The organism is Celerinatantimonas sediminis (genome assembly GCF_046054195.1).
Classification (GTDB): domain Bacteria; phylum Pseudomonadota; class Gammaproteobacteria; order Enterobacterales; family Celerinatantimonadaceae; genus Celerinatantimonas.
In genome coordinates this window covers 1-20,139 of sequence record NZ_JBEQCS010000025.1, presented here as the reverse complement: position 1 = coordinate 20,139, position 20,139 = coordinate 1, and the positions used below count along the sequence as shown (strand labels likewise).

Annotated in this window: 19 protein-coding genes and 1 rRNA gene; 1 reads left to right on the top strand and 19 read right to left on the bottom strand. The window is 45.6% G+C overall.

Going from position 1 to position 20,139, the window contains the following annotated elements; genetic code table 11:
• The 12 genes from proV to ABTQ23_RS19630 form a co-directional block, all read right to left on the bottom strand.
• A complete protein-coding gene (gene proV / locus ABTQ23_RS19685) occupies positions 1-1,191 on the bottom strand; it encodes a glycine betaine/L-proline ABC transporter ATP-binding protein ProV (RefSeq protein ID WP_408617470.1) in 1,191 nt (396 codons plus the stop codon).
• Between the two features lie 581 nt (positions 1,192-1,772).
• A complete protein-coding gene (locus ABTQ23_RS19680; RefSeq protein ID WP_408617469.1) occupies positions 1,773-3,878 on the bottom strand; it encodes an ATP-binding protein in 2,106 nt (701 codons plus the stop codon).
• Entirely contained in the window at positions 3,875-5,089 is a 1,215-nt protein-coding gene (locus ABTQ23_RS19675; RefSeq protein ID WP_408617468.1) for an FIST signal transduction protein, read from the bottom strand. Before ABTQ23_RS19675 ends, ABTQ23_RS19680 begins: the two co-directional genes overlap by 4 nt.
• Positions 5,090-5,100: 11 nt before the next feature.
• Positions 5,101-5,439, bottom strand: coding sequence for an Hpt domain-containing protein (locus ABTQ23_RS19670; RefSeq protein WP_408617467.1), 339 nt, complete (start codon positions 5,437-5,439; stop codon positions 5,101-5,103).
• A 42-nt stretch (positions 5,440-5,481) separates the two neighbouring features.
• On the bottom strand, positions 5,482-6,855 hold the full coding sequence (locus ABTQ23_RS19665; RefSeq protein ID WP_408617466.1) for a sigma-54-dependent transcriptional regulator: 1,374 nt from the start codon (positions 6,853-6,855) through the stop codon (positions 5,482-5,484).
• Between the two features lie 137 nt (positions 6,856-6,992).
• Complete coding sequence (locus ABTQ23_RS19660; RefSeq protein WP_408617465.1) at positions 6,993-7,415, bottom strand: secondary thiamine-phosphate synthase enzyme YjbQ; 423 nt, start codon at positions 7,413-7,415, stop codon at positions 6,993-6,995.
• A 19-nt stretch (positions 7,416-7,434) separates the two neighbouring features.
• Positions 7,435-8,115: an HD domain-containing protein gene (locus tag ABTQ23_RS19655; protein WP_408617464.1), complete on the bottom strand. Its 681-nt coding sequence runs from the start codon at positions 8,113-8,115 to the stop codon at positions 7,435-7,437.
• A gap of 48 nt (positions 8,116-8,163) precedes the next feature.
• The gene (locus tag ABTQ23_RS19650) at positions 8,164-8,481 is read right to left on the bottom strand and encodes a GIY-YIG nuclease family protein (protein ID WP_408617463.1); all 318 of its coding nucleotides are present in this window, start codon (positions 8,479-8,481) and stop codon (positions 8,164-8,166) included.
• Entirely contained in the window at positions 8,474-9,349 is an 876-nt protein-coding gene (locus tag ABTQ23_RS19645; RefSeq protein WP_408617462.1) for a Tim44 domain-containing protein, read from the bottom strand. The genes ABTQ23_RS19650 and ABTQ23_RS19645 overlap by 8 nt, the downstream gene beginning before the upstream one ends.
• 130 nt (positions 9,350-9,479) lie before the next feature.
• Positions 9,480-9,824 (bottom strand): MGMT family protein, encoded by a 345-nt coding sequence (locus ABTQ23_RS19640; protein WP_408617461.1) that lies wholly within the window; start codon positions 9,822-9,824, stop codon positions 9,480-9,482.
• Positions 9,805-10,593: a Tim44 domain-containing protein gene (locus tag ABTQ23_RS19635; RefSeq protein ID WP_408617460.1), complete on the bottom strand. Its 789-nt coding sequence runs from the start codon at positions 10,591-10,593 to the stop codon at positions 9,805-9,807. The genes ABTQ23_RS19640 and ABTQ23_RS19635 overlap by 20 nt, the downstream gene beginning before the upstream one ends.
• 345 nt (positions 10,594-10,938) lie before the next feature.
• Positions 10,939-11,346 (bottom strand): SMI1/KNR4 family protein, encoded by a 408-nt coding sequence (locus ABTQ23_RS19630; RefSeq protein WP_408617459.1) that lies wholly within the window; start codon positions 11,344-11,346, stop codon positions 10,939-10,941.
• Between the two features lie 201 nt (positions 11,347-11,547).
• Here ABTQ23_RS19630 and ABTQ23_RS19625 point away from each other — a divergent pair, with 201 nt between their 5' ends.
• Positions 11,548-14,352: an HD domain-containing phosphohydrolase gene (locus ABTQ23_RS19625; protein ID WP_408617458.1), complete on the top strand. Its 2,805-nt coding sequence runs from the start codon at positions 11,548-11,550 to the stop codon at positions 14,350-14,352.
• Between the two features lie 3 nt (positions 14,353-14,355).
• On the opposite strand, the gene ABTQ23_RS19620 is transcribed toward ABTQ23_RS19625, so the two are convergent.
• From ABTQ23_RS19620 to rrf, 7 genes are all read right to left on the bottom strand, one after another.
• Complete coding sequence (locus ABTQ23_RS19620; protein WP_408617457.1) at positions 14,356-15,729, bottom strand: amidase; 1,374 nt, start codon at positions 15,727-15,729, stop codon at positions 14,356-14,358.
• Positions 15,719-15,925 (bottom strand): hypothetical protein, encoded by a 207-nt coding sequence (locus tag ABTQ23_RS19615; protein ID WP_408617456.1) that lies wholly within the window; start codon positions 15,923-15,925, stop codon positions 15,719-15,721. Before ABTQ23_RS19615 ends, ABTQ23_RS19620 begins: the two co-directional genes overlap by 11 nt.
• 40 nt (positions 15,926-15,965) lie before the next feature.
• Positions 15,966-16,970 carry an ABC transporter substrate-binding protein gene (locus tag ABTQ23_RS19610; RefSeq protein ID WP_408617455.1) on the bottom strand — a complete coding sequence of 335 codons (1,005 nt, stop codon included), beginning with the start codon at positions 16,968-16,970 and terminating at the stop codon, positions 15,966-15,968.
• A complete protein-coding gene (locus ABTQ23_RS19605; protein WP_408617454.1) occupies positions 16,967-17,806 on the bottom strand; it encodes an ABC transporter permease in 840 nt (279 codons plus the stop codon). Before ABTQ23_RS19605 ends, ABTQ23_RS19610 begins: the two co-directional genes overlap by 4 nt.
• Before the next feature lie 16 nt (positions 17,807-17,822).
• The gene (locus ABTQ23_RS19600) at positions 17,823-18,605 is read right to left on the bottom strand and encodes an ABC transporter ATP-binding protein (RefSeq protein ID WP_408617453.1); all 783 of its coding nucleotides are present in this window, start codon (positions 18,603-18,605) and stop codon (positions 17,823-17,825) included.
• Positions 18,589-19,515: a carbon-nitrogen hydrolase family protein gene (locus ABTQ23_RS19595; protein WP_408617452.1), complete on the bottom strand. Its 927-nt coding sequence runs from the start codon at positions 19,513-19,515 to the stop codon at positions 18,589-18,591. Before ABTQ23_RS19595 ends, ABTQ23_RS19600 begins: the two co-directional genes overlap by 17 nt.
• Before the next feature lie 389 nt (positions 19,516-19,904).
• Positions 19,905-20,020, bottom strand: a 5S ribosomal RNA gene (gene rrf / locus ABTQ23_RS19590).
• Between the last annotated feature and the right edge of the window lie 119 nt (positions 20,021-20,139).

The window sequence follows — 20,139 nt, the reverse complement described above, 5'->3', positions numbered from 1 at the left end:
TTAAATCTCTCTATCTAAAGCTTTCAACAGACGGGCTTTGGTGATCACACCGTAATATTTGCCTTGCTCATCAACGACGGGAACTGCATTGGCTTCGCTAGCCACATCAGTGAGGATGTCACTGAGCAGAGTGTCAGGAGCAAGTGTCGTTGCTCGTGTATCAAGAGCGCTCATGAGCGTGGCACGTTCACGAGATGCTTTTTGCAGTGATGACAGTGTCACCATTCCGAGATATCGGTCGGCTCTATCAAGCACCACGCCATAATCCCAGTCACTGTCGTCAATAAGCTGCAACGCAGCGCTGGCACCGTCTTGTTCACTTTTGCGGATCACCGTGGGCACATTGCGCCGAGCAATATCTTTCGCGCCAAAGACGTTAGAAACATCCACCCCTTTGAAAAATGAAGAAACATAATCATTGGCTGGATTATGTAAAATGTCGTCTGGGGTACCGACTTGCACCACTTCACCACCTTGCATAATGGCAATACGATCCCCAATACGCATGGCTTCATCCAAGTCATGAGAAATAAACACGATGGTTCGTTGGTCATCATTTTGCAGACGCAGTAGCTCATCCTGCATTTCGGTACGAATCAATGGGTCAAGCGCTGAGAAAGCTTCATCCATCAACAAAATTTCAGGGTCATTGGTCAGTGCGCGAGCCAGACCGACACGTTGCTGCATCCCACCAGAGAGTTCATCTGGGTATGATTCGGTATATGGTCCTAGGCCCACTCGCTCCAGTGCTTTACGAGCAACGGCGTAACGCTCTTCTCGCTCAACCCCGGCTAACTCCAAACCAAATGAAGTGTTATCGATAATGTTCAGATGCGGCATCAGTGCAAATGACTGAAAGACCATTGAGATGGAATGACGGCGAACTTTACGCAGTTCCGCATCGCTAATCGCAGAAATATCACGACCGTTTAATAAGACATGCCCACTGGTTGGTGTAATCAATCGGTTTAGCAAACGAACCAACGTTGATTTACCAGAACCAGAGAGGCCCATGATTACGAAGATTTCCCCTTCATTGATTGACAAAGACGCATCGTTCACCCCGACAGTTAAGCCAGTTTTTTGAAAAATTTCGTCTTTATTTTTTCCCTGCTCAATGAGCGGAAAGGCGCGTTTGGGGTCATCGCCAAAAACCTTAAATAGGTTCTTTACTTCTAGTTTTACTGTCATAAATCCTACTGAACTCGACAAGTTAATACGGGATAAGGGCCGTCATGAACACCTTTATGATTAGTACTCTAATTATTTTTTAGTTTAATTGCAAGTTTTCAAAAAATAAGCACCTTTTTCAAAATGCCGATAATTCAATATATTTCACATTTAAACTTGCAAAAATCAGCCAAAAAATACAAAAACAAACAATCAAATCACAGTTATTTAACGGCTTAAATATTTACAGCTCAATTAATTAAAACAAAAAGTATTATATAAATTTCAGGTTGGATAATTGACTAAAAAATAAGCATTAAAAACACATTGGACGGGTACAGATAGGATCCCTTCGTTTGCGTTGGGCTAAGCATTTATCCAGATCAACAGACAAACAACAGATATTAGTAACAGTTTAGTTAATATTTTCAGAACGAGCCGACTTACCAGGACTTTTTTAAGCTCTAACGATTTTTTAGGTCATTAATGGCAAGCAGAAGTTAGAAGGGGAATTTATTAACTTTACATAAAATTAACATTTTAATGTAAATGAAGGATTCGGCCCATCCACAAGCCGAGCATGCAACTTAATGTGGATGGTTTTAAAAGAATTGGTGGAGCAGTTCGGCTAATTCTTGGCGACGAACAGGTTTACTTAACAACTCATTCATCCCACAGGCCAAACAACGTTCACGCTCTTGAACATTAGCGGTCAAAGCAATAATAGGACAGTCAATATGACGCTGGCGCAGCAACTGTGTGGTCTGATAGCCATCAATACCAGGCATTTGCAAGTCCATGAAAATCAGGTTTATATTTTCAATATCCGGCACATTTAAAGCCTGATGGCCGTCATCGGCTATCCACACTTGATGACCAAGTTTCTCCAGCATCAGCCGAATAACCAATTGATTAGAAGGGCTATCTTCAATTACCAGAATATTCAGTTTACGGACTTGTGATAATGCCGGGTTTTGCTCATCAAAATAGCTCTTTGCTGGTGCTTTGGGTAGCGCTAAGCGGATCCGAAATGAAGTTCCCTCACCGAGACGGCTATCGACCTCAATTTGCCCTTGCATCGCATCCACCAGCCGCTTAACAATTGATAGTCCTAAGCCAGTGCCACCGAATTGGCGAGCGTGGCTCTGACTCAACTGGCGAAACGGTTCAAATAACACCGAAAAATCAGTTTCATCAATGCCAATCCCAGTATCATTCACCTCAAGTTGTAATTGGCACGTTTGCTCATCACAACCAACATCATGTAGGCGAATTAAAACATAACCTTTTTCGGTAAATTTAATACCATTGGCGACAAGATTCATCAATATCTGCGCCAATCGATGCGGATCGCCAACTAGATAGTGGTCGACACATTCATCGGTCTCATAGCGAAGACTAATCTGTTTAGCGTCGGCACTGGGCAACAATTGGCCATAAACCTGTTCAATCACCTGGCGAAACAAAAAGCTCTGTTGCTCAAGCTCCAAGCGCCCTGCTTCAAGTTTAGAGATATCCAACACATCGCTAATCACATTTAATAACAGGCGTGACGCATTGTGCGCATTGTTAAGTAGCGTTTGCGATTGCTCTGAAATGTGTTCTTCACGCAATAACTCAACCATCCCCACAATAGCATTCATGGGAGTGCGAATCTCATGGCTCATCATCGCTAGAAAGTCAGATTTTGCATGGTTGGCTTTTTCCGCATCTTCTTTGGCTGTACGCAGCGCAATGCGGTCGGCTCGCTCTTGGGTAATATCGCGAACGCTTCCTCGATATCCCATAAAAACACCCTGCGCATCATAATAGGGTTCACCACTTAGCGCCCCCCAGAACGGTTCTTTCGCATCATCAGTAATCGCAAAATCGACATTGTGAATAGGTTCTCGTCGATTGAGTTGCTGATTGAGCCGCACAGGGCAAGTCTTCGATGCGGCAGCAATATTTAGGGATAACAACGATTGGCCAAGCAAGTAACTATAAATTGGCTGACTTTCAGCGCCTAACCCTGAAGAAATATAGATAAAACGCAGCTGTTCATCAGTTTCCCAAAACCAGTCAGATGCGGTTTGAGCGAAACTTTTAAACCGCTGCTCGGAGCGCAGCAATGCTTCCGTTCGCTGGGCGACCATTGCCTTTAAATGTGCTTGATACTCAAGATTAACAAGCTGTTGGCGCAGCAGTGGGCGCAACCTTTTGAGAAGTTGACGGTGATAAGGCCCGAACTGGCCATGATGCGAGTCCCCCAGCACTAATAACCAATGATTGACTTCCCCTTGCAGGGCGCAGCCTAATGCTGAAGTAAAATGCACATGAAGTGACTCAGGAAGTTCACGAAATTCACAGACTTGGCCTGGTGCAAACATCACACTCACTTCACCATCAAGCAGCCGCTGCGTCCACTTATGCGGTTGCCAACTCAGTGTTTGAGCAAGATGCGGCTCAGGAAGATCATGCCAAAATAACTGCCATGAACCTTCTTTTGAACAGCGCCAGATAAAAGCATGCTGATAATCAAAGAATTGGCGTAATAATTTAAGAAAGATTTGCCAGGCTTGAGCAGGCTCTTTAGCCAAAGAAAGGCGATGATTTCCCTGTAAAATCAGCTCAGTATCGATACGTCTTTGTCGTTCTTGCTGCGTCTTTTGGGTTAACGTCTCAAGCGACTCTCGCATATTTTCTTCTAAGAAAGGATGCTCATTCATGTGCGCTCTCGCTGATAAAAAACCACCGCTGAACTCATTAGATTACCATGACCATTTTTACCGGTAATAAAATGTCCCTGTTCACCATATGTAAACGCACCGATAAACGGTAATTGCTCACCTAGTGAGCTGCGAACACTGGCCACCACTTCCTCAATATCGTGCTCAATAGCGAGCATGCACCCAGCACAATAAATAATTAACGCACCAATCGGCTTCTGACGCGAAAAAGGTTCCGTTAGACTCATTTGAGTGACTCGCCCACCACGGCGAATTAAACTTTCTTTCGAGCCTTGCATCAGGAAAAGCTGATCGCCGCAATGAACGTCTGCGAATAACTTAAGGCCACCATCATCCGTGACTGCGCTTGGGTGAGCAAGTTGATAAAATGGCAAATTGTCCAAATGTCCGGCTAAACGGCCAATCGGATAAAAAGCACTTAATTGAAGTATTGAGCTTGAATCTACCTGGTGAGGGTCAGCCCCAATTGCTTCAAAATAAACATCAGCTGCTGGCCGAGAATCGATAGACTGGATCGTGCGACGATGGCTGGCGGTCACTATTCCCAGGGCTCGACTCGTTACATACCCACTATGAAACGAATAGCCGATCTCCCCCCCTGGAAACAGTGCCGCCACTGCTACACCCTGTGTGGCCATTGCAGTTTGAGTAAACAAACTCCAATGTCCCGAATTAGACTGATCCGCTGCGCTTCCTCCAACGATTGGCACTTGTCCACCGACAAGCTCTTCTAGCGCAGCAATCGTTTGTTCTTCATATCCTGGAGATGAATGCAGCCAAATTAGCTCAGGTAACTCCCCAGGACGATTTGCGTCATCGAGTGCTTGTAATAATGCTTTTTGACTCGCTTGGCGAATCGACGCTGTATCACTGTCTTTTTCTATATATTCAAGACCCGTGCCATAACTGCCAGATTTATCGTTAATTGCCCATAAAGCCAGACCAGCCCCGTCATTACTATGAAATCCGGCTTGCGTAAAAACACCACGGCAACTACTACAAGCAATAATCGGTATTGATAAAAATGCAAATTGCAAATTTTTCGCAATTTGCGAATATTGATAACTTGCAGAATAGTAACAGACAATAAAGTCAGCAGGGCCACAAAGCTGTTGTTTCAGGGAGGTAATAACTTCACAACAGGCCTTTTGAGTCTGATTGGCAACCGAAAAGGCCGTTGCTATTTTCATTTCTGGCATACTCAGTAACGCTGTTTAATGACTTCCAAAGTCTGAGTATAGACGTCGATAAACTCGGGTAATAGAGATTGTGCAGCTGCTTTATCAGATAATTTACAGGCCAGATCAAGCTGCGTGGCAAGCTCGGCTAGGCGCAATCCGCCATAACTGGCGGCACTGCTTTTAAGGGTATGGGAGAGCGATTGCAGTTGTGATAAATCCCAGCTGTTACTATCACTTTTAAGCGATGCCAGTTGCGGTGAATTTTCTTCAATAAAGACATTAAATAGTTCGGGCAACAATTCAGAGCCAATATCATCAGCTAACTGTTGCAGAGTTTTTTCACAAAGTAATGGCTGCATAAAAAATCCATTTGAAGCCTAAAGAGGCAATCTAAGCAATATTCACACCTGATTTTCCCAACTTTGTAATTTACGGTACAAAGTTGATGGGCTAACTTCCAGTAACGAAGCAGCTTTGGGTATATTACCATTACAAAATTCGATAGCCTGTTCGATGGCATGCCGCTCCTGCTTCCACAGAGGCTCGATAGCAGTGATTGGTTCGGCCGGTTGCTCTGAGTGTTTAAAGGTATTGAGCATCGGCTGCAAATCATTCAACGGCGGGGGCAACATGGCTCGGCTGACCCATTCGCCTTCATTTAACACCACCGTGTTGCGAATAACGTTTTCAAGCTGGCGAACATTACCGGGCCATTCATAATTGCGCAGCGTTTGTTGGGCTTTTTTATCAAATCCGCGAAAATGCCGCCCTTCTTCCTTGCTAACCCGAGAGAGCAAGTATTCAGCGATCAGCAATACATCATCATCACGTTCGCGAAGCGGTGGCAAAGAGATGGGAATAACATGCAGTCGATAGTAGAGATCTTCACGAAAACGCCCTTGGCGAACCTCTTCTAGTGGGTCACGATTGGTCGCGCAGATAAATCGCACATCGACTTTTTCTGTCTGGCTGCTGCCGACTGGCTGAAATGACCCGGTTTGGATAAAACGCAGCAATTTACTTTGCAGCTCTAAATCCATTTCGCAGACTTCATCTAAAAATAGCGTACCGGAATCTGCTAAACGCGCCGCACCTTTGCGATCGCTTACCGCACCCGTAAAAGCGCCTTTAAGATGACCGAAAATCTCGCTTTCCATCAGCTCTTTTGGAATTGCCGCACAGTTTAGCGCGATAAATGGAGCATCTTTGCGGCCACTCGCTTGATGCACGGCGCTCGCACAAAGCTCTTTACCGGTGCCACTTTCGCCGGTTATAAAAATAGTCGCCTTACTATTAGCAGCACTTTCAATAACGCGATAAACACGCTGCATGGCTAAACTGTTGCCAACAAAATCAAAGTAATTTTCCCTGTCATTTTCGTGCGCGCCATGCACCAGTTGATTCAAACGGCGCATTTTTAAGGTATTGGCTAGAGTCACCTTCAGGCGTTTGGCATCAAATGGTTTGGAGAGAAAATCGCTCGCGCCAAAGCGCATTGCATCCACGGCTTTATCAACCGAGCCATGGGCGGTAATGATCACCACCGAGCAGTTGAGCCCTTGCTCATAAATCTGCTGGAGAATGTCCATGCCATCCATATCAGGCAGCATCAGATCCAGCAACAATACATCCGGCCATTGACGCCCCAAGTAGTCGAGCGTTTTAGCACCAGAATCAACATGCTCCAGCTCAATGAGCTCATCACGCAGATAGGCCTGATACATTGCCGCCAGTGATGCAGAGTCTTCAGTCAACAACACTCGCGGTTTATTCATCACCCCATCCTTTTCTAGACATCAACATAACCTGATATAGCGCTCTTACGCAGATGGTTTTGATAATAACAGATTGCACAGTAATTAACCTATGATAAATAGCCAGATCTGGTATTCATCTTATGAATCATTCGAAGTTAGTCAGGCTCGCCCTGAACCGTGGCCATAATACGTCGGGCGCCACCATAATTGCGAAACTCGCCTAAATAAATACCCTGCCAAGTGCCAAGCAGCAGACGGCCATTACCGATAGGAAGCGTCAAACTCACACCAAATAAGCTGCTTTTAATATGTGCGGGCATATCATCATCCCCTTCCAGAGTGTGCTGATAATAAGCCTCACCTTCCGGTACCAGATGATTCATGACTGTCTCAAAGTCTGAGCGCACCGTTGGGTCAGCATTTTCATTTAACGTTAATCCAGCGGATGTGTGTTGCAGCAATAAATGAACTAAACCAACCTTAATGTTATGAAGTGGCAATTGCTCTATCACTTCACTGGTAATTAAATGGCATCCCCGATGACGGGGTTTAAGCTGAATTTCTGTTTGAAACCACATAAATCCTCGTAACTGGTTACTATTGATGACCGCTGAACTGATTCGATGTTGCTGCTACCTGCTCATTGGCAAGCTCCGCGCGCAGTTGTTCTAAAAAGACGCGCATAAATTTAACTCGTCTCAGACCTTCCTGACGCCCAACTTCACTGGATAAAGTTTGCGGTAAATTCAGTAATTTTTGGTAAAAATGGTCGAGGCTAGCTTGCTGATCATTGGCTTTACGGTTTTCACAAAAAGGGTCTGACTCAATATAAATAGGCCGCTGCAAGCTACCACCGACGGCAAAACAACGTGCAATACCAATAGCGCCTAGGGCATCGAGTCGGTCGGCGTCTTGAACTATTTTCGCCTCAAGCGTCACAGGCTCGATATTGGCACTAAAGCTATGCGCTTCAATTGCATGGCAAATCGGCTCAATGTATTGGCTTGGATAATACCAGCTGATGAGCTGGGCTCGCGCACGCTGCGCAGATAATCGAGATGCTTGCGCTCGCAATGGGTCAGATTTACCCACCACCACACAATCATGTAGCCAAGCTGCTGGCAGAGCAATATTCATATCCGCATCAGCACGTTCAGATAACTGTTTTGTGGTCGCGACAACTCGCCGGATATGCGATAGATCATGGCCAGGATCAGCTTTGACTTGGGCTGCAACAAATGCCTCAAACTGAGATTCCCACTGCGCTAGTTCTAACATGACAAACACCTAATAATTAAGCCTGTCTATCAGTTTATAACAAAGCGCTCATGAAAACTTCATTGACAGGCCAAATTGACTTGCAAAAACGGCTAAAGGGAGCTGACTGCTCACCAGAGCCTCTTTGGTTGATTTCGGCCAGCGCTTAATGAAAAATTCCCATTGAAAAGCGCGCCGCTTGCTTTGACAAGGGGCATGATAAACCAGAGTGAGAGGGCCTTTACCGCGCAAATATTTAGCGCCACTGCGGCCATTTTGATGCTCAACAAACCGGCGAGCCACATCGGTGGTCACGCCGGTATAAAGTGAATTGCTTACCGTCCGAATCAGATACACTGACCAAGTTGGTGATAACGTATCAGTCACCGCGCTCTTCAATACCTTCAATCAACCAGTCTGCATTGACTGTATCGAGATCCCGGCGCAAATGCCAGATCTCATCAATCAAATGCTCATGATTTTGGGTATCGCTGTATTTTCCTCTGAAATGGACACTCACCTGAGTAACATTGGCATTGTGCTGAGCACGAACCAAGCTCGCATCGACATACAAGACCTGATTATTAAGCACCTCTGAGCCTAATTTGGCGCGCTCATCCACCAGCTCCCGATACAATTCAGGGGCCATGTATTCGCGAATTTTAGCCAGATCGTTCTGGTTCCAAGCGGTTTGCAAAATGTTGTAATGCCCGCGCGCACCTTCTAAAAATTCACTAACATCAAACCCTTGGGGAAGATCAAAAGGAACAAAATCAGCATCATTCTCAGCCTGATTGGAACTCTTTTGACTATGCCCTGTGCTTGTTGCATTTTCAAACGGCTGTGAATTTTGTCGATATTGAGCATTCGCAGGGCTTTGTGCGGTATTCATCGCTTTAGCTTGCATGATGCCACGCAAAATTCGAAACCCGATGAACGCTATCACCGCTAGGATCAACACATCCATCATCTGCAGCCCTTGAAAAGCACCGCTGCCGAGCAACCACGCAAATAAACCACCTGCGAGCAAACCGCCCAATAAGCCGCCCATCATGCCCGTACGGCGAGGGCTATTGGCTGCCGTTTGGCCAGGTTGCTGCGTACTCTGACGTTGAGAGAGAGTTTGCTGAGGGGCCGTGCGATAGCTTTTACCAAACGACTTTCCGCCGCCAAATTTACGAGCGCTCGCATCCAAAGATAACGTCAGCACTGCCAATGCAATGATAAACAGGCTTGAAATACGTTTGAGGGTCATCAAGTTTTCCACCTAAAAGAGATAGTCACACTAAGTTTAGGAGGATCCAGCAAAAGCTCAATTCGGCACTTTCTTCAATGATCATCGGGAAAACCGAAAATACAACTTTTAATATTCGAAATTTGTGAGGTTAATCGCCATTCCAGCGATAGTCTTTAAGGGAAATTTTATGGCCAATGAACACCACGCCTTCGGCTTCAAGCGCTTGACGCTGGCGCTGATAAGAAGCGCTTTGCAACGCAAAAGAGAGCTCCCCTTTGGCATTAATGACCCGAAACCAAGGCAATTGGCTGCCCTTAGGCAGCTCTTTTAAAGCGCGTCCGACCGCGCGCGCCATCCGCGGGTAACCAGCCATTTGCGCAACCTGCCCATAGGTGAGCACTTTGCCTTGTGGAATACTATTGATGACCAGATAAAACTTCTGGCGGTAATGTTCACTCTTTGATTGCGCTTGGCTATTGCTCGCTTCGCTCATCAATCCCTTCAATCAACCAATTGTTGTTAGGTCGAGACGTGTCAAGACACAGGTGCCAGATTTCATCAATCTTAGCTTGGCGACCATCATCAGTTACATATTGGCCAGCAAAATGAACACTTAACTGCTGCATGTTCGCAGGCTGCTCAGCTCTGACCAGTGTTGCATCAACGTACAAAATCCGATCATTCATTGGCGCAGTGCCAAATTTGGCTCGCTCGTTAGCCATCTGCTGATACAGCTCAGGAATTAAATATTGGCGCAATGTGGCCAAGTCATTATGGTTCCACGCCGTCTGAATCACATGATAGTGGTGTTTCGCCCCTTCTAAAAAGTTATTTACATCAAACCCTGGCGGCAGATCAAAGCTAGCTGATGACTGAGAGCGAGAATTAAACATCGACCCCACAGAGCCAGATTGCCCACTTCGCTTGCGGAAAAATCGCCAAGCAAGCCAAATAATTAGCGCCCACAGAATTAAGCTGCCAAAGCCGAATCCGCCACCACCATAGCCATAACCGTGATGACCAAAGAGTGACCCTAAAATTCCACCCGTGACCATCCCACCTAAGAAACCATGGCCAAATCCCAGTCGGCTACGAGAGCCATAACTGGAAGAAGAGCCAGAATAAGAATGCCCATAAGAACGGCTGGTATGATAACTGTGTCCCCAAGAGTGGCCGCCGCCAAATTTGCGAGCACTTGCGCTCGTTGAGACACACAACAACGTCATTGTGACTAACAGCAACGCTAAAATGCGTTTAGTCATAGAAAACCCCAGAATGATTTATTTTGAAGCCGCGGCTTGTTACCAGGGGCTGTTAACCTTTTGTGATTAGTTTTGCAGCAATCTGAGAGGAATTTAGGCAGATAAACGTTGTGCCGTGTAGGTCTGCACAAAAAACGTTTAACGCTGGATAAATTCCTCTCAGATACTGCCCTTCGGGTTCATTTAAACGCATCCTGAACTTTGTTGCACCCTGCTTGCTTAACTCATTAAGCGACACAAAATGCGCCGCGTTCAAAATGCATTTAATTTGAACAAAATTCAACCACCAAAGATCAACACCCCCTAGATTGCGGCATTTTAATTAGTGTTGTGAAGAAGCTAAGTTTAACTGTTCACCCAGATTTCAGTGGCCCATTCCCAGATATTTGGCCACTGCACTTCACCTTCTTCAGGCTCTCCCTCACTCCAACATCCTACACCACCATCAGGGTCGATGTAATAATAGCCACCCGCATAAGCGCAAATTGGCAGCAAGAAACGAGGCAATCCTTGATCCCAAGCAATTGCCGCGACCTCTGGCAGATAGGTATTTTCATTCGGATCGGCCGCGGTTACAGGCTCTAATGCCCCACAAATCACATCACTCACAGTCAATAAAAAAGCGCGCAAGTCGTCCGGAAGTGGCATTAAAACCTGCTCTTCGACTTCAACGATTTGATCGTCGCTAGGCAGCTCTCGAGGATAAGCGCTAGCCAAATGAGCGGCTCGAATCAAGTCAATATAATCGTCCATTGTCACCTCAAAATAATTTCTCTAATGCCAGTATAAAGAAGACATCAGCACGCTAAAAGGATAACTGTACAGATCAGCTCCTTAGCAATCGCAGCATATGCCACAAATTCGGCAAAATTATAGTTATCAGAATAAGTTAACTCTGACTATGCTTATAGATATCGGTCGTTAATAGCCCTTTTCCAATATCAAGCGAAATCTATGAATAAACCACGTACCATTCGGCTACAAACATTGGTTAGCCTGGTTATCTCATTATCGATGGTGTTGCTCTCAGCCATTTTGATTAGCCAAAGCTATTTTTCGCAAAGCTCCCGCGCTTTAATAACCGCGCAGCAACGAGCTCAGCTCATTGCGCAAACCATCACCGGAACATTTGAACAACACAATCAGATGTTGATGAATACATTGCGTCTGCTCAGCCTTGATCCGATTCAATCAGATTTACCCATGGATAAACGCTTAGAACGTGTCAAAAGCTTAGTGCAGGCACTTGATAATAACCCACTGGCCAGCTCATTTTATATCGGCTACCCCAATGGCGATTTTATTATGCTGCGCCGTTTATGCGCTGAGCATAAAGTCGGTTGTCTACGCCTGCAGGTCATTGAGCGCAAAGATAACGCGATTGAACAAAGTTATTGGCAAGATTACGACCCACAAACGCTCTGGCAAGCCAAACGACCGATGCCTGATTATCGCTTTGATCCGCGCACTCGTAATTGGTTTACTCAAGCGCAAAAAAGCCAGCAGTTTGTTATTACTGAGCCTTATACATTTTATACGACCAAAGAGCTCGGAGTGACCTTCGCACTCAAAACTCCAAGTGGCGCCATCATTGCCGCCGACGAGTCTCTATCGCTACTCTCACAATCGCTGCGCGAACTGCGGCCTAATGACCAAACGCAGCTGGCATTGATTGACCAGCATCATCGATTTTTAGGGCTCTCCAATCAAAGCAATCGCTATAAAATAGTGAATCAGTCACCACAGGATAAGTTCTTAACCCAATTAGCCGCTGCCACTACGCCAGAGAATCAGTTCGTTACCCAAAAAATTGCCAATCAGAGCTGGTATGGTTTGAAACTTAAGATGACTCCCCACCTATTTAGCCACTGGTCACTGCTATTTATTCAGCCTAAACAGGTCATTTTGGCGGGCACGATGGAGCAGATGCAAGTTCAGTTGTGGATCTCTATTGCGTTAGCTTTGCTATTAATCTGGCTGGGATGGCTTTTGGGGCAATGGGTTGTAAAACCGTTGCAACAGTTAGCACTGAGAATCGATGCTTTGCGAACGTTTGATTTTAGCACTCCGTTGCCCACTCATTCGCCAATTGCCGAATTTTCCGAACTTGCCACTTTGATTAATAAAATGACCAATGCGATTCGTCATTTTCAGCTGATTGCCCAAACCTTGGCGACCGAGAAAAACTATCAGAATTTGCTTCATCACGTCACCCAAGATCTGAGCCAGATGCTCAACACTCAAGCCACCATTGTCTATCGCTATAACAAAGCTCAAAGTGCCTTGGAACTTGCTGAACAAACCACGTCATCTGCTCCAGAAAAAATTGTTCTAAATAGCCAACAAACTGAACAGATCACTGAGCAGTTAACGGCTTTGTTTGCAAAGCAAGACTCGCAACTTATCACCACCGCTTTGATGGGACGACAAGGACAACTGCTAGGGTACTTTATTCTGCAATTTCCACCCCTAAAAGCGCAGCATTATCAGGCCTTAAAACACTTTATTGAGCAGACTTCTGCCGCTGCGGCACTGGCTATTGAAACCCAAATGCACGTTGAAAGTCAGAGCAAATTAATCGATGCCATTATTCAGCTGCTAGCACAAGCCATTGATACCAAATCGCCTTATACCGGCGGCCATTGTCGCCGGGTGCCAATGCTCTCGCAGATGATTTTAACCAAACTAGAACAAAGCGATCAGGGCGTATTTGCCCCATTTAAACTAACTGAAACCCAGCAACGTGAGTTTCAGATTGCAGCATGGTTGCATGACTGCGGCAAAATCACCATTCCCGAACATGTCGTTGATAAAGCGACTAAATTGGAGACAATTTATAACCGAATTCATGAAGTCCGCACCCGCTTTGAGGTGCTTTATCAAGATGCGCAGCTTCGCTATTGGCAACAGCTTTATTATCAAACGGAGTCACAAGCAACACTGACACAGCAGCTCATTACCCGCCAAAAAGAGCTACAAGAGCAATTTGCCCTCATTGCCACACTCAATTTAGGCCAAGAGCAGTTAGACCCCCACAAACTTTCTAAACTTGACGCTATCGCCCAACAAACTTGGCTGCGTCATTTTGATAATCAGTTGGGATTATCCGAAATTGAACGCGCACGAATGGATGAGCAACCACAATCACTGCCAGCGGTGGAGCAGTTACTGATGGACCGTCCACAAGATTTAATTGAATGGGGAACTCAAATTCCACCAGTAGAAAAAGATAATCCAGAAAATCACTGGGGATTCGATATGCAACTGCCCCGTTATCGCTACAACTTAGGAGAGCTGCATAACCTTGCTATTCAAAGGGGAACACTCAGTGAAGAAGAGCGCTTTTTGATTAATAACCACATTGTCCAAACCATTGTGATGCTCAGCTCGCTGCCATTGCCACAGGAGCTGGAAAGAGTTCCTGATTTAGCAGGAAATCATCATGAAAAAGTAAATGGACAAGGATATCCACGCAAATTATCCGCTGAACGACTCACCATTTCTGACCGAGTGATTGCCATCGCCGATGTATTTGAAGCGCTGACCGCTCAAGACCGGCCTTATCACGCCATGAAATACTTAAGCGAATCGCTCAATATTATGGCGCAGATGGTCTCAGATGAGCATTTAGATAGCGATATCTTTGAGCAATTCGTACGAGAGCAAATCTATCTAGATTATGCACGGGAGTTTTTATCTCCCGAGCAAATTGACACTATCGATGAAATCGCCATTTTACAAAAAGCGGGCTGTATTTAAGCGCTATAATTGGGCAACAGCCGGGCGAACTTGGTGGTAAGGATGAACGTCTTGATACTCGCCAATCCAAGCTAATAGCTCAAATTCGCTGTGATCAGTGCCCATCAATTGCATTCCAATCGGGAGCCCTTCACTATCACAACCCACCGGGAAACTCGCGCCCGGCATGGCGCTCATGCTCGGCAAGCTAGTAAAGCGCATATTGCCGCTCAGTACACTCAGTTGAGAATTTCCTACATCAATACTGGTGGCGCCTTTAACGGGTGCAGTAAATGGGATCATCGGCATTAAAATAGCATCAACCTTGGCAAAGGCTGCCAAAAATTGCTCACGCAGATAACTTCTATAGCGCTGCGCCTGCAGATATTCCACGGCGCTAATGCCGCCGCCCGCAAGCAACAATGCTCGAACATCATCCCCATAAAGCTCGCCTTTTTCTTTAACCCATTGCCAATGGATAGCAGAAGGTTCAGCAGCATCAATGGTAATGGCGGCGTCCACAGCATAATCAAGCCCGTCAAGATCAAGCTCAACCATCTGCGCACCAAGCGCTTGCCATTGGCGAATGGTCAGCTGATAGGCATCGCGAACATCTGGCTGTAAAACTTCAGTTGCATAGCCAGACAATAATCCAACTTTGAGTTGGTTTAACGGCTTAACCTGTTTCGGTGGCTGTTTGGCACTTAAGACTGAATAAACAAGCGCACACTCTTGTGCAGAAGGAGCCAATGGGCCGACTGTGTCCATTGTCCAAGCCAGCGGGAATACACCATCGGTGGGAATTTGACCAATGCCAGGACGAAGTCCCGTGACCCCATTCATAGATGCTGGTAAACGAACCGATCCTCCCGTGTCCGTTCCTAGTGTCGCAAGGGCACTGCGAACAGCACTGGCAACGCCAGAGCCACCACTGGAACCTGCGGGAATATGAGCATCATTCCAAGGGTTACTCGTTGCGCCATAATGCGGATTATCAGTCGTTCCACCCCAAGCAAATTCATGCATATTGGTCGTGCCTAAAATAATGGCTCCAGCGCGTTGCAAACGTGTGGTAACAGATGCGTTGGCAGAGGCAATATTGTCACTAAGCAACTGACTGCCCGCATGCATTGTGTGACCTGCAACATCAATATTTGCTTTGAGTCCGATAGGTATTCCCTGCAGCGGCCCCAAATCAATGCCACTATCTAACAGGCTTTGCCATGCACTGGCTTGAGAGAGAGCTTGCTCGCTATACAAGCTATTCCAAGCATTAAGATGAGTTGTTTTTTCAGCCTGCGCAAGACACGCTTTGACCACATCGACTGAGCTTAACTCTCGGCTTCGCAACTTTTTGGCTATTTGCGCAATCGACAGCGTTAAGATGTTATTTTTCATCTTCCGACTCCCGCTGAACGCTTTTTAGCGGCGAAACACGAATACTTACCGGTGCAACTGTTGGCGTTAATTTTTCTTTTGCCCAGCTATTGAGTGCATCGAAGCGAATCGTCCACTGTTCAAGAACATTCTGAACACTTTGTTGATAGCGCTCATCAGCATCAATCATTGCCAATCGAGTTTTGATATCCATCATTTTTGCCTTCTATAAAAAAGGCGGGTATTCCCGCCTCAGCTTATTTGCCATCAACAATTTGCTCAGCTTTTTCAGCTAAAGCAGTGTTCACATTGTTCTTCCAAGATGTTGCTTTGGTTGGATAGCCTTTAATATTTTTGGCGTAAGCGGCAATATTCATGTTGTGGTCCCAAGACTCTTTGGTCACCAACACATGCTCTGGATAACCTTTGGCTTTCACATTTCGCATGACCGCCTGACGCACGATATCTTTAGGCAGATTTGAGAAATATTTATCCGCGATGGCAATCGCTTTATCGGTATCTTTATAGATAAACTGCGATGCTTGCTCAAACGCTGTTACAACCGCCTGAGCTCGTTTGGGATGCTTAGCCAAATAACCGTTGGTGGTGGTTAAGCTGGAAAACGCAAAGGGGAACCAATCTTTATTGGCCGAGAAAGAATAGACAATCGGTAATTTATTTAACTCTTCAGCTTGAGAAACCTGTGGCTCTACAGCCAACGCATAGTCAGCGCGCCCAGCTGCGACAGCGGGAATTTCATTGCCAATTGGTACATGCACAAACTTAACGTTTTTAATCCCTTTTTGTTTAGTCAGATAACTCATAAATGCCCAAGTCGTATCTGGCTGTGGACTAGTAACGACGCGTTTACCTGCAAGTGCCTTGAGGTTATTTTGTAAAGACGTGCCATCTTTACCAAAAATGAACACTGTCGGGGCATTTTGCACCGCAGCGACCACTACACCATCGGCTCCCATCTCGCGCGATTTAGGCACAAACACTGGGTCTTGAATCGAGAAATCCGCTGACCCACCAATCACGGCGGCCCAAGACTGGGCACCACCGCCACCGGTGCTAATTTTGACGTCAACTCCTTGTTGTTTAAAAAATCCCTCATCTTTTGCCACATAAAGAGGAAGATACAACAGTGATTGAAATGCCTGATTAATCGTCACCTTAGCAAGCTCGGCACCATGAGATTGGGCACTAATTCCCAACGCTAAACAAATTGCAGTTGTTTTGAATAATTTCACTTTGTTCATTTTTTTGCCCTTTCCCAAGAGAGAAGCGTGCGCTCCAATAGCGCAACGAGTCCGTTAAAAAACAACATCATCAGCATCACAAGCATGACGCCAGCTAATACGATATTCATACTAAAGTTCGAACTGCCGAGTAGAATCATGTGACCGACTCCAGCATCAGAGGAGATATATTCCCCGACAATCGCCCCAACCAAAGCAAAACCAACGTTCAGTCGCAGTCCCGAGATGACCCATAACATTGCCGATGGAACAACGAGCTTGCGAAAAATAGTGGAGCGAGAGGCATCAAAAGAGCGCAGCAGGTTAATTAAATCAGGGTCCGTGCGAAGCGCTCCTTTATAGGAAGTCGTCAATGAAATAACGATGCACGAAAAGGCAACAATCATGACTTTTGATGTCATCTCTGTGCCAAACCAAATAATGGTGATCGGAGCGATCGCCAATACCGGAATTGAACCGATGGCCGCAATGAAGGGTGCTGATAAATCAGAAATAAACTTGGAATACCACAGCAGTAGCCCAAGGGCTGACCCACCAACGGCACCGATTAAAAATCCGTAGATAGTTTCGCGGGCAGTGATCCAGATATCACTGAACAATTCACCAGATTGAAAACGCTGCACTAACACATCCCAAACCATGCTAGGACTAGCAAATAGAAACTTGCTGATACTTCCTTGGCGAACGCCAATTTCCCAAGCCGCGAGCAAAATCACCACAATCGATATTTGCAGCACCAACAACACATACAAGCGAGTTTTCGGTGAGTATAAAAGCGGTTTTTTTACCTTTTTTGCCGCTAGCTGCGACTGACTTAACTTGGATATAGTGCTCATATAACCTCCCTTTCAATTAAGCAGCTGGCAATGGCGCAGTACCGATGCTGCGCCAGATCTGTTCATAATATTCATTAAATCGAGGCGATAAGCGCCGCTGAGGGATATCTCGCGCATCAGTTTGTAAATCGATATGGATCTCTTGAACAATCTCACCAGGATGGGCTTTCATGACATAGACTCGATCAGACAACGTCACAGCTTCTTCGATATCATGAGTGATGAAAACTACGGTTTTTTTCTGCTCTTTGACCACCTTTAAAAGTTCGGTTTCAAGAGAGATTTTTAGCGGGTAATCCAGCGCTTTATAGGCTTCATCCATCAGAATGATGTCCGGGCGGGTCACCATCGTGCGCATCAGAGCAACGCGCTGTCTCATTCCACCAGAAAGCTGTGAAGGGTATTTATTTTCATACCCTTCAAGATGATAGGTTTTAAAAAGCTCGCCAGCTTGCTCATGCGCCTTCTTTTTACTGACGCCGCGAACTTCAAGCCCTAAAATGACGTTCTCCATCACGCTGCGCCACGGAAACAACAAGTCTTTTTGCAGAACATAGCCGAGATGTTCACTAGGGGAGCCGGTAGTTTCGCGATTATTAATCAGAACATGGCCTTCATCGGGGCTCAAGAGACCTGTGATAATATTAAACAGCGTTGATTTACCACAGCCACTAGGGCCTACAAACGAGATAAATTCATTTGTATCAGCATGAAAATTTAGCCCTTTTAAAACATTTACCGGCCCCGTATCCGCGTCATAGCTTTTGTGGATGTTAATCGCTTCAAGCACCTTCGTCATATTGCTCTCCATATTGTTTTGCGTGATGTGAACGTACGGTGAGTACCGAGGGATGAGCCTGAACTGGCACATAATCTTTGAGAAAGTTGTATCCGATATAGTCGGTGCTTCGCGCTTGTGTGATAGCTTGGCGAATATTGACTTCAGCCAGTGCCATCCCTTCGCTATATCCGGTGCATGCGACAATCTTACCTAGCGGATTAATAATGCGGCTGTGACCGTGATAGTCGAGATTGCCGTGATGGCCAAAGTGATTTGACTCAACCATCCAGCACTGATTTTCCAGAGCCCTTACGCGACCAAACAAGGTGTAACTATCCACCATTGAATCCTCGTTAGGGTCGTCACTGTCACGGGCGAGCGCCCAAGCCGTTGGCATAATCATGATCTCAGCCCCTTTGAGGGCTAATTCACGCGTGCTCTCTGGAAAGACCTTGTCATAACAGATCAACATGCCGATACGGCCTAAGGGCGTATCAAACACCGGGAAATTATCGCCAGGGTAATAGACGTGCTTTTCATCACCAGGCTGATGGACCTTACGATAGCGGCCCACTTCCCCCTCTGGCCCCAATAGGACGACGCTATTAAACAGCACCTGTGGGTAATCAGGGTGACGCTCAGTCAAACCAACTACACAGTACAGACCAAGCGTTTTGACACGTTCAGTGATTTGCGTAATAGCAGAACCATTAGATATCACTTCAGCTTGCTCAAATTGCCAACGCACATTATCAAAATTAAGCGATAATGTATCAGTGAGATACCCTTGCAAGATCTGCTCAGGGAAAACCACCAGTTGCGCACCTTTGTCCTTTGCCTCATCCAATCTGCTTAGAATTGCTGCGCAGTTTTGCTCTTTGTCATAGACCGCTTGCATCGAAATGCTCGCAATACATATTGATTTCATCTGGACATCCTCGCTGTTGAGCCAACAAACCAACGACGAACTTACAAAAGTTAATCGACTGAAATAAATCCAGAAAATTTAAACAGCTGCGAGCTCATCATAATTTCCATTGGCAATAACAAGAGCAAGACACATACCAAATACTCATATTGAGGCTGTTTCGTTACTAAGGCAGGGAATGAATGAAAAAAGAGTAAATTATATGGTTCAAAATTGAACAAATCGCAATAAATAAGTGCATTGATGAACAATAAATATAAATTTAACTTATATTTTTCAACAATTATGAATAGATAAAAGAACAAGTTAACTAACTAGTTAAAATGCTTAAGAAGGGATCTATAGGCATAAAAAAACCCCTATCCATCGGATAGGGGTTCTCAATAGAAGCCTGGCGGTGTCTTACTTTCACATGGAGAAACTCCACACTATCATCAGCGCAACTGCGTTTCACGTCTGAGTTCGACATGGTATCAGGTGGTTCCACAGCGCTATGGCCACCAGGCATAAACTTTTAAATAAATTTATGACCACCTGAGCAGGATGTAAAAAACCCCGTCCATTCGGACAGGGTCTGATTCGAAGCCTGGCAGTGACCTACTTTCACATGGGGAAACCCCACAC

Coding starts and splice junctions, on each gene's coding strand:
- ABTQ23_RS19640 (WP_408617461.1), bottom strand. CDS start 9,824: ATGAGCGAAGCGAGCAATAGCCAAGCGCAATCAAAGAGTGAACATTAC.
- ABTQ23_RS19625 (WP_408617458.1), top strand. CDS start 11,548: ATGAATAAACCACGTACCATTCGGCTACAAACATTGGTTAGCCTGGTT.
- proV (WP_408617470.1), bottom strand. CDS start 1,191: ATGACAGTAAAACTAGAAGTAAAGAACCTATTTAAGGTTTTTGGCGAT.
- ABTQ23_RS19630 (WP_408617459.1), bottom strand. CDS start 11,346: ATGGACGATTATATTGACTTGATTCGAGCCGCTCATTTGGCTAGCGCT.
- ABTQ23_RS19620 (WP_408617457.1), bottom strand. CDS start 15,729: ATGAAAAATAACATCTTAACGCTGTCGATTGCGCAAATAGCCAAAAAG.
- ABTQ23_RS19610 (WP_408617455.1), bottom strand. CDS start 16,970: ATGAACAAAGTGAAATTATTCAAAACAACTGCAATTTGTTTAGCGTTG.
- ABTQ23_RS19595 (WP_408617452.1), bottom strand. CDS start 19,515: ATGAAATCAATATGTATTGCGAGCATTTCGATGCAAGCGGTCTATGAC.
- ABTQ23_RS19670 (WP_408617467.1), bottom strand. CDS start 5,439: ATGCAGCCATTACTTTGTGAAAAAACTCTGCAACAGTTAGCTGATGAT.
- ABTQ23_RS19655 (WP_408617464.1), bottom strand. CDS start 8,115: ATGTTAGAACTAGCGCAGTGGGAATCTCAGTTTGAGGCATTTGTTGCA.
- ABTQ23_RS19680 (WP_408617469.1), bottom strand. CDS start 3,878: ATGAATGAGCATCCTTTCTTAGAAGAAAATATGCGAGAGTCGCTTGAG.
- ABTQ23_RS19600 (WP_408617453.1), bottom strand. CDS start 18,605: ATGACGAAGGTGCTTGAAGCGATTAACATCCACAAAAGCTATGACGCG.
- ABTQ23_RS19635 (WP_408617460.1), bottom strand. CDS start 10,593: ATGACTAAACGCATTTTAGCGTTGCTGTTAGTCACAATGACGTTGTTG.
- ABTQ23_RS19605 (WP_408617454.1), bottom strand. CDS start 17,806: ATGAGCACTATATCCAAGTTAAGTCAGTCGCAGCTAGCGGCAAAAAAG.
- ABTQ23_RS19675 (WP_408617468.1), bottom strand. CDS start 5,089: ATGAAAATAGCAACGGCCTTTTCGGTTGCCAATCAGACTCAAAAGGCC.
- ABTQ23_RS19665 (WP_408617466.1), bottom strand. CDS start 6,855: ATGAATAAACCGCGAGTGTTGTTGACTGAAGACTCTGCATCACTGGCG.
- ABTQ23_RS19615 (WP_408617456.1), bottom strand. CDS start 15,925: ATGATGGATATCAAAACTCGATTGGCAATGATTGATGCTGATGAGCGC.
- ABTQ23_RS19645 (WP_408617462.1), bottom strand. CDS start 9,349: ATGACCCTCAAACGTATTTCAAGCCTGTTTATCATTGCATTGGCAGTG.
- ABTQ23_RS19660 (WP_408617465.1), bottom strand. CDS start 7,415: ATGTGGTTTCAAACAGAAATTCAGCTTAAACCCCGTCATCGGGGATGC.